The organism is Brevibacterium sanguinis (assembly GCF_039528855.1).
In the GTDB taxonomy this organism is placed as follows: Bacteria; Actinomycetota; Actinomycetes; order Actinomycetales; family Brevibacteriaceae; genus Brevibacterium; species Brevibacterium sanguinis.
This window is the reverse complement of the sequence record NZ_BAAAMB010000015.1, coordinates 1-230: the sequence shown is the minus strand read 5'-3', so window position 1 is coordinate 230 and position 230 is coordinate 1.

Here is a 230-nt window from a genome sequence, read left to right as displayed (position 1 = left end):
ACGAGTCCGGGCCTTCGCGCATTCACGCCCCCGCCGCCTCGGAGGGGTGGTGAGACGGCGAGAGAGCGACGAAGCGTCATCTCCTACCCGTCCAGGGCGGTGAACGTCGAGCTCCGAGTAGTGGTCGGCGCGGCGGTCGCCGTAGTCGGAGGCGCGGCGGTCGCCGTAGTCGGAGGCGCGGCGGTCGACGATAAATCTTGCACCCCGTGGAGCGCGTTGTCCGCGCACAA